Origin of the sequence: Phytoactinopolyspora endophytica (assembly GCF_004138495.1) — a bacterium.
Lineage (GTDB): Bacteria > Actinomycetota > Actinomycetes > Jiangellales > Jiangellaceae > Phytoactinopolyspora > Phytoactinopolyspora endophytica.
In genome coordinates, this window is record NZ_ML142850.1 from 551,163 (window position 1) to 558,652 (window position 7,490).

At 67.4% G+C, this 7,490-nt stretch carries 7 protein-coding genes and 1 tRNA gene; 6 read left to right on the plus strand and 2 right to left on the minus strand.

Annotated elements, in window-relative coordinates:
• From ELR45_RS05800 to ELR45_RS05815, 4 genes are all read left to right on the plus strand, one after another.
• Positions 1-1,694, plus strand: a 1,694-nt coding sequence (locus tag ELR45_RS05800; protein WP_165367511.1) for a polysaccharide deacetylase family protein, incomplete at its 5' end; no start/stop codon positions are given.
• Entirely contained in the window at positions 1,691-2,476 is a 786-nt protein-coding gene (locus ELR45_RS05805; protein WP_205856102.1) for a sugar isomerase domain-containing protein, read from the plus strand. The genes ELR45_RS05800 and ELR45_RS05805, both read left to right, overlap by 4 nt.
• Complete coding sequence (locus ELR45_RS05810; protein WP_129664154.1) at positions 2,473-3,813, plus strand: hypothetical protein; 1,341 nt, start codon at positions 2,473-2,475, stop codon at positions 3,811-3,813. The genes ELR45_RS05805 and ELR45_RS05810 overlap by 4 nt, the downstream gene beginning before the upstream one ends.
• A 123-nt stretch (positions 3,814-3,936) precedes the next feature.
• Positions 3,937-4,013, plus strand: a tRNA-Ile gene (locus tag ELR45_RS05815).
• Between the two features lie 198 nt (positions 4,014-4,211).
• Here the strand turns inward: ELR45_RS05815 and ELR45_RS05820 are convergent.
• Positions 4,212-4,808: a TetR/AcrR family transcriptional regulator gene (locus ELR45_RS05820; RefSeq protein WP_129664156.1), complete on the minus strand. Its 597-nt coding sequence runs from the start codon at positions 4,806-4,808 to the stop codon at positions 4,212-4,214.
• Between the two features lie 92 nt (positions 4,809-4,900).
• Between ELR45_RS05820 and ELR45_RS05825 the strand changes: the two genes are divergently transcribed.
• Positions 4,901-5,704: an SDR family NAD(P)-dependent oxidoreductase gene (locus tag ELR45_RS05825; protein ID WP_205856107.1), complete on the plus strand. Its 804-nt coding sequence runs from the start codon at positions 4,901-4,903 to the stop codon at positions 5,702-5,704.
• Positions 5,705-5,935: 231 nt separating this feature from the next.
• Here the strand turns inward: ELR45_RS05825 and ELR45_RS05830 are convergent, their stop codons facing one another.
• Positions 5,936-6,856: an alpha/beta fold hydrolase gene (locus ELR45_RS05830; RefSeq protein ID WP_129664158.1), complete on the minus strand. Its 921-nt coding sequence runs from the start codon at positions 6,854-6,856 to the stop codon at positions 5,936-5,938.
• A gap of 259 nt (positions 6,857-7,115) precedes the next feature.
• Between ELR45_RS05830 and ELR45_RS34660 the strand changes: the two genes are divergently transcribed.
• Positions 7,116-7,490: glycine betaine ABC transporter substrate-binding protein (locus ELR45_RS34660; protein ID WP_205856108.1), on the plus strand; the 375-nt coding region annotated here is incomplete at its 3' end.

Sequence of the window (7,490 nt, forward strand, 5' to 3'; positions counted from 1 at the left end):
TCGTCCTGTTCCCGTCCCGGGTCGACCTGGCCACTGCCGATGTGGCCGGCGTGCGTCGTTGGATCGCGGACGGCGGCGTCGCCATATCCGTCGGCGCGGGGACGCTCACGGACGCGTTCGGCGTCGTCGGCGCCGAACGCGTCACCGCCGGGCACGTGACCGTCGCCGGCCAGAACGGCTGGGTCGACGCACCGGACGTCGCTCTGCGCGCGCTCGGCGGAACCCGGCTCGGTGTGACCGGGCCGCCGGAGGAGACGACGGTGCTTGCGCGGTGGCAGGACGACGGCTCCCCGGCTCTGGTGGTCCGCCGGCACGGCCACGGCTTCATGATCGTCTCCGGTGTCGACCTCTGGCAGAGCATCGTCCGGATCCAGCAGGGCGACCCCGTCGACCGCGACGGCGAGCCGGCGGCCGACGGCTCCGCCCCGGTTGACGACGGCGTGCTCAAGTGCGACGACGGCATCACCCTGTGCTACGAGTCGGACCGGGCTATGCCGCCGGGCCCGTGGACGTCGCGTCCGGACGGCCGCGATGGGCTGGGGCCGGTTCCGGTGTTCCATCGGCCGCACGCCGACCTCTGGCGCCAGATCCTCGTGCAGTTGCTCTTCGGGGCCGCAGGCCGGGCCGGCGTCGTCGTCCCGTGGCTGTACTACTGGCCGTCCGGTGTTCCCGCCGTCGCCCACCTGTCGGTGGACTCCGACCGGAACGTGACCGAGGAGGCGGAGACCACGCTGCGTCTCTTCGACGAGATAGACGTGCGCACCACGTGGTGCCACGTCTACCCCGGCGGCTACGAGCCGGACACGGTGCGGGCTATCGGCGAGCACGGCCATGAGCACGCCCTGCACTTCAACGCGGTCGGCGACGCGGACATCGCGACGTGGGGCTGGCCGCAGCTACGCGCCCAGCACGCGTGGGCGCGGGCGATGACCGGACACGAGGAGATCGTGTCCAACAAGAACCACTACACCAGGTGGGAGGGCTGGGACGAGTTCTACCGGTGGTGCGTGGCTCTCGGCATCCGGATCGACGAGTCTCGCGGCCCCAGCAAGCAGGGAAACGTCGGCTTCCCGTTCGGGACAGCGCATCTGTCGTTGCCCATGACCGGTCCCACGCCCGGCGCCGCGGGGTACGACGGGCGGCTGGATGTGGTCGTGTTGCCGCTGCATGCACAGGACCTCGCGTGGGCCGCGCACGAGTCAGTCCGCGATGTCATCCTCTCCCAAGCGCTCGCCCACCATGGCGTGGCGCATTTCCTCTTCCACCCGGTCCATCTCCATCGCCGGGAGTATGTCCGCAACGCCTGCCGCGACGTCGTGGCCCTGGCACGCCAACTGGGTATGCCCTGGTGGACGGCCGAGCAGCTCAACGATTGGGAGCGGCTACGGCGGCAGGTGGGCCTCTCGGTCCGGCGGACCGACGCCGACGCACTGGAGGTCGTCGCACGCACCGCCCGCCCGGTGCCCGGCGCCGCCATCGACCTCGTGCTTCCGGGCACCTGGACAGAATCGGCCGTCACCGTGGACAGCACCGCCGATGCGGCCGTGACACACACCGCCGCCGAGCGGCACGGCCGGACGATGCTGGAGCTCGGCACCGACCTGCCCAAAGGGACGACGGTGCTCACGGTCCGGCTCTCCCCCACTGCCACACCTGCCACACCTGCCACGACGAGTGGAGGCACGTCCCGATGAACCCGCACGACGACGGCAGCGCAGCGACCGCCGCCCTGATGAGTGAGTACCTCGACCGGATCACCGAAATGCTGGAGACGATCCGCGCGGATGAGGCGGGAGCGGTACACCGCGCGGCCCGGCTGATTGCCGACCAGATCGCCAGGGACGAGCTCGTCTACGTCTACGGCCCCGGCGGGCACTCCAACCTGGCAGCACAGGAGGTGTTCTTCCGGGCCGGCGGGCTGGTTCACATCAGCGCCATCCTCGACGAGGGCACGCTGTTGTCCAGCGGTGCGCTGCGCTCGATGGCCATGGAACGCACTCCCGGGTACGCGACCGTCGTCATGCGAGACAACCGCATCGGCGCCGACGATCTGCTCGTGCTGGTCAACGCCTATGGAATCAACGCGGCGCTGATCGATGCGGCACTCTACGCGAGGCAGGCAGGCGCGACGGTGATCGGGGTGTCGTCGCGCGATCATGCCGAATCCACTGCGCCGGACCATCCGGCCAGGCATCCGTCCGGGGCGAACCTCCACGACCTCGTCGATGTCCACGTCGACACAAAGGTGCCCGTGGGCGACGCGGTCCTGAGCGTGGACGGAGTGCCGGAGAACATCGCGGCGATCTCCACGTTCGTGAATGCGTACGTACTCAACTCTGTCGTTGCGGCGGCGACGGCGGAGCTGGCGCGCCGCGGCACGACCCCACCCGTCTGGCGCAGCGGAAACGCGCCCGGCGGCGACAGCCAGCACGCCACGTTTCTCGGCCGTTTTCAGGACAGGGTGCGGTGGCTATGAGGCGTGCGGTCGAACCGACGCTGGTCGGCGCGGCGACGGTGGACATCACGCCGCCGGTGGGCTCGTCGATGGCGGGTTTCGCCGTCCGCGTCGAGCCGTCCGTGGCTGTGCACGATCCGCTGTTCGCCACCGCGGTGGCAGTCACCCACGGCGACAGCGCGTCCATCATCGTCGCCTGTGATCTGATCAGTCTGGATCTGGCCGACGCGGCCGAGATCCGCCGGAGAATCGGGGAGGACCTGGGCGTTCCCACCAAGTCCGTCGCGGTCTCGGTCAGTCACACGCACGGCGGGCCGAAGGTCAAAGCGGTGGGATTCGGCGCCGAACGGGACGAGCAGTACGTGGAGTCGGCGTTCGCGAACATCGTCGACGCCGGCAGACGGGCGTGGAAGGCGCGCCGTCGGGCATGGCTACGGTCCGGGGTGGCACCTCTGGACTCGGTCGCGCACAATCGCCGCGGCACCGAGGTGATCGACCCGGTCGTCTTCGCGATGCAATGGACAGACGATTCCGGTTCGCCGATCGTGACGATGTTCTCGCACGCGTGCCATCCGGTCACTCTCGGACCGGACAACCTCGCCATCACGGCGGACTGGCCCGGCGCGGCACGCAGCCACGTGCAAGAGATGACGGGCGGCGAGGTGATGTTCCTCCAGGGATGCTGCGGACAGCTCAACACCGGCCACCTGGCGACCGACAGCTTCGCCACGGGTCCGGACCCGAAGCGCACCTTCGCGGCCGCCGACTCGATCGGTGCCCGCGTCGGCGATGGTGTCGAACGCGCGCTGCGCGCGGCCGACCCGGTGCCGGTCACCGACGTGATCGCCACGTCGCGGCAGGTGTGGCTGCCGATGCGCCCGGCTCCCGACGCCGCCACCCTGCGTGCCTGGGCGCGGGATTGGACGCTGGAGGCGGCCTCCATGTCCGGCCCGCGGCGGACGTTGCTGACGACCTGGATCGAGTGGGCGCGGTACTGGCGGGATCGACCGTCCCCTGGTGGGTTGGATGTGCCGATATCGGTCCACTGGTGGGGCGCCTTCGGCGTCGTCATGCTCCCCGGCGAGCCGTTCGTGGAGTTCGCCCTGGAGACACGCCGTGCACTGCGGCGTCCGGACCTGCTCGTGGTGGGCTACACCGGCGGTGTGCCCGGCTACATCCCGCTGCGCGCCGAGGACTATGCCGCCGGAGGCTATGAGATCGAGATGGCGTACCGGAGCTCGCGGCTGTTCTCCGGGCCCTACCTGCCGAGCGCCGGGCAGATACTGCTCGAAGCGGCTCTCGACCTAGCTCGGGAGAGCGTCGCGGACCGCGCAGGCGGCGTGAGGAGAACGCGCTGAGTGCTCCGTGGAACCAACGCCTCTCGGATGCAACCTGCCATTCATGCCGCACACGGATCTCAGCATTCGTGCCGGGTGTCCTCTCAATACGAGAGGACCAGCAAGCTAGTATTGGCCGTCGATGGGGCGGTAGCTCAGCCGGTTAGAGCAGGGGACTCATAATCCCTTGGCCGCGGGTTCGAGTCCCGCCCGCCCCACCACCCTTGACGACGAAGCTTTCGGCGCAGGTTGATGAACAGTGGCACGTTCGGACACGTGGCACCGCCCTCGGTGACGAACCGATCGGCAAGATCACTCCGCGCGTGCTTAAGCAGTTCTACGCGAACCTCCTTGACGTTTTCCCTTCTCACCTGGTGATCGTCTTGAGCCGCGGCAGCCGGAAGTATCACGCGCGGCGATCAAGTCTGTATGTCAGCGTCGTCTTGCAAGCCTTTGAGCAGGAGATCGACCATTCGAATAGCCGATCGCTTCCAGTTCTTATCAGGGCTGACGTTCGCCACGCCGCCGAGAGCGCGGAGCAGGTCGAGCGGCTCGATGTCGGCCCGAAGGGGCCCGGTTTCCGTCGCCCGGCTCACCAGCGCATCCACAGCAGACGCGAGGCGGACCGAGGAGTCGCTGTACAGGCCGTCCGGCCCGCCGATGAGCGTGCCGAGTACCTCCGAGAGGCCCTGCTTGGTGTCGAGGAAATCCACGAACAGCAGCAGCCACTCGCGAAGCGCTGCTATGGGCTCTCGTTCCTCCGTCAGCTGTGCGGCCGCATCGACGAGCGAGTCGGTCTCCTGCCGGTACACCGCCTCGATCAGCGTCTCTCGCGTCGGGAAGTGGCGGTAGAGCGTGGCGATGCTGACGCCCGCCTCGCGCGCGACCTGCTCCAGGCTGACGGTCGCACCCAGTTCGGTCATGGCCCGCTTCGCCGCGGTGACCAACCGTGCCCGGTTGCGCTCGCCATCGGCGCGCGGCCGACGCGCTGGCTTGGCTGCAGGTCCGTGCTGCATGGCTGTTGACGCCCCTTGATAACCGTAGGGATCCTACGTATATTAACCGTAGGGTTCCTACTTTTTATCATGGTTGGGTTGGAGTAACAATCGTGTCCAAAGATCGCACCATCCTCGTGACGGGCTCGACCGATGGAGTCGGTCGCCGGGTCGTCGAGAAGCTCGCGGCGCCCGGTGTCCACCTTCTCGTGCACGGTCGGGACACCGCTCGTGGAAAGGCGGTAGTCAGTTCCATCGAGCGGGCTGGCGGCTCGGCGACGTTCTTCGAGGCAGACTTTGACTCGCTGGCCGATGTCCGCAGACTGGCCCAGGCGGTTCAAGCCGAACACACGCAGCTCGACGCATTGGTCAACAACGCGGGCATCTCGAAGCCCAGCGGTCCACGCCGGGAGAGCGCAGACGGATTCGAGCGTCATTTCGCCATCAACTATCTCGCCCACTTCCTGCTGACGCGCCTTCTGCGCCCGAACCTCGGGGCACAGGCGCCTTCGCGGGTCGTCAACGTCGTCTCCGCCGCCCAGAATCCCATCGACTTCGACAACCTGATGCTCGAGTACGGATATGGCGGCTACCGCGCCTACGGGCAGAGCAAACTCGCGCAGGTCATGCTGACCTTCGACCTGGCCGAGGAGTACGCGGGGGCCGACATCACCGCGAACTGCCTCCACCCCGGGACCCATCTGGACACCACGATGGTGCGCGAGGCCGGAATCAGCCCTGCCAACTCGGCTGACGCCGGTGCGGACGCGATCCTCTCCCTCATCGCCCCGAACGACACCACGGAACGGTATTTCGACGGCAAGTGGGAAACACGTGCACACCGCCAGGCTTACGACCGTGAGACGCGCCGGAGGCTCAAGGTCATCAGCCGACGACTGACAGAACTGGACCTCTGACGTAGTGCATGTGGTCCCGACGGCGACCACGAGCCCAACCGAACCGTGCCGACTCCGAAGCCGTGCGGAAGCCGTGGACGGGCACGGAGTCGCTGCCGCACAAGTAGTCGAGCCCGCAGACCACGAACGCCAACCCGTCTGCGGTTCTTCGACGCATGTCCCACGTACCGACTCCGGTCATAGTGTGAATATCGCACACCTTGCCGGTCGGCGCGTGGCCCGTCGAGGCTGTCAGCTGTGCACACGCCCCAGGAAGTCACGCGCGAGTGCCACGATTTCCTCGAGATTGGTCTCGAGCGCCCAGTGGCCACCGTCGAGCAGATGCAGCTCTGCCTGGGGCAGTTCCCGCAGGTACGCACGGGCGGAACCTTCAGGCATGTAACCGTCCTGAGGTCCCCATACGATCAGCGTGGGTGGTTGGTGTTCGCGCAGGTAAGCCTGGTACCTGGGGAACCACTCGAGGTTCTCCCGCAGCCCTTCCATCAGTTGAACCATGATCTCGCGACGTCTCGGCTCGTTCAGCAGCGGCCAGGACAACTTCCAGAGATCGGGAGGGATGCGCTCGGCCAGGCGCTGCTCGACGTCGTTCAGGAACTCGTCACGGAAGCCTTCCTCGCTGACGGCTTCTGCGAGCGTGGCACGTTTATCGGCCGTCGGGTTCGCCCAGTATTCCTTGAGAAAGCCGTACTTGGGGCCGAGTTCGTCTTCGTAGATGTCACCGTTCTGAATGATGAGCGCGGCCACTTGCTCGGGGGCTCGGATCGCGAGCCGAAGCCCGATCTGTGAACCATAGTCGTGCAAATAGAGGGCGTAGGTCCTCATGTCCAGCGCCGTCGTCAAACGTTGAAGGAAGTCCGCGTAGCCGTCGAAGTTGTACGTGAAGCTCGCTGGATCAGGTGTGTCGCTGTAGCCGAAACCGGGGAAATCCGGCGCGATCAGCCGCCAGCGGTCAGCCATGGCAGGCAGGAGATGACGAAACTGGAACGACGAGCATGGGTAGCCATGCGGAAGCAGCAACGCCGGCGCATCCGGCGGGCCTGCCTCGCGGTAGAAGATGCCGATGCCGTCGAGCTCCATGTGCCGGTGCCGAACCGTAGCAGAACTCACGGCGGCCGGGTCCGCGTCCCGTACCGCGACAGATGGGTGCTCCATGGGCGATTCCTCCCTTCCTCACCACGCCCCTACCCGGACGTCGAGGGCTGAATTCTCCTATCGGCCGCCGCACTGCTCATGCGATCTGACCAGATTCACCGTCGATCGAATACCCACCGCTGGGATAGTCCATCGACGTGACGTTCCCGGCGTCGCTGCTCGGGCCTACCGTGCGTGGGCCGAATCGCCTTCCGTTCGGTGTGGTAACAGAAAGTGCACTCGTGTTGACGCGTTGCGCCAGCCAACCGACACTCTCAGGATGGGACGGCCCCGCCGCACGGCCCGGCTGGCCGCGGCCAGCCGGATCGTTGCGGTCGCCGTGACCGCGACGACGATGGCGCTCACCGTCGCCGTTCCGTCGGGGGCACGGCCCGCCGTCGCCACCACGCCCACCTCCGACGAAGGCACCGTCCGGATGGCGCGCGCCACGTGGGACACCGGATGGTTTCAGGCCGAGGTGTACCGGCAGCTGATCGAGACGCTTGGCTATCGCGTTGAAACGGTCACCACCATGGAGAACGCGGACTTCTACCGCGCAGCGGCCGCCGGCGAGGTGGACCTGTGGGCGAACGGCTGGTTTCCGCTGCACGACACCATCATCGACGACGTCGGGGCGCGAGACCGGCTCGAGACG

Coding starts and splice junctions, on each gene's coding strand:
- ELR45_RS05805 (WP_205856102.1), top strand. CDS start 1,691: ATGAACCCGCACGACGACGGCAGCGCAGCGACCGCCGCCCTGATGAGT.
- ELR45_RS05820 (WP_129664156.1), bottom strand. CDS start 4,808: ATGCAGCACGGACCTGCAGCCAAGCCAGCGCGTCGGCCGCGCGCCGAT.
- ELR45_RS05810 (WP_129664154.1), top strand. CDS start 2,473: ATGAGGCGTGCGGTCGAACCGACGCTGGTCGGCGCGGCGACGGTGGAC.
- ELR45_RS05830 (WP_129664158.1), bottom strand. CDS start 6,856: ATGGAGCACCCATCTGTCGCGGTACGGGACGCGGACCCGGCCGCCGTG.